General features: G+C 80.4%; 1 pseudogene. It reads right to left on the reverse strand.

Features of this window, described 5'->3' with window-relative positions:
- Positions 1-397, reverse strand: a pseudogene (locus D3105_RS34140) (DUF3152 domain-containing protein); the annotation flags it as partial.
- Between the last annotated feature and the right edge of the window lie 164 nt (positions 398-561).

Genomic DNA, 561 nt, shown 5'->3' on the forward strand with positions numbered 1-561 from the left:
GTGTACAGGTCGGTGGGGGAGTGGGCTCGGGGGCGTCCTCCAGCGGCTCGGAGGCGTTGTCCGGTCCACCCGCCGGGGCCGGGGCCGCGTCGGCCGGGCCGCCCCCGTGGAGCCAGGGTCGGCCGACAAGGAGTGCCGTGCCCGCCACCACCGCGAGCACCAGCACGGCCAGCGAGAGAACCCGCCGCCGGTTCCGCTGCCGCCGCCGCACCCGCGACCGCGCCGCCGACCGGGACCGGGAGGCGGTGGCGGGCCCGGAGCGATGAGCGGACGGGGTGCCGTTCCCGGTGGTCCCCGGAGTCCGGGGCGGCGGCACGCGCAGCCGGAACGTGTCCTCGTCGCGGGCCGGTTCCCCGTACGCGGGCGGCAGCGTGCCGGTCGTGCGGCGGCGCGTCACGAACGGTCCCCCGGGCGTCGGGCTTCCTCGGGGCCGAGCCCGGGCGGGGCCGACAGGGAGGGCGTGGGCGGCCCGGCGGGTACGGGCGGCGCGGCCGCGGACTCCGTCGGCACAGGGGTGGCGGTGGGGCTCGGCATCTCGGGGGGGTGCTCCGTACGTCGGGG

The organism is Streptomyces globisporus, assembly GCF_003501885.1.
GTDB lineage: Bacteria > Actinomycetota > Actinomycetes > Streptomycetales > Streptomycetaceae > Streptomyces > Streptomyces globisporus_D.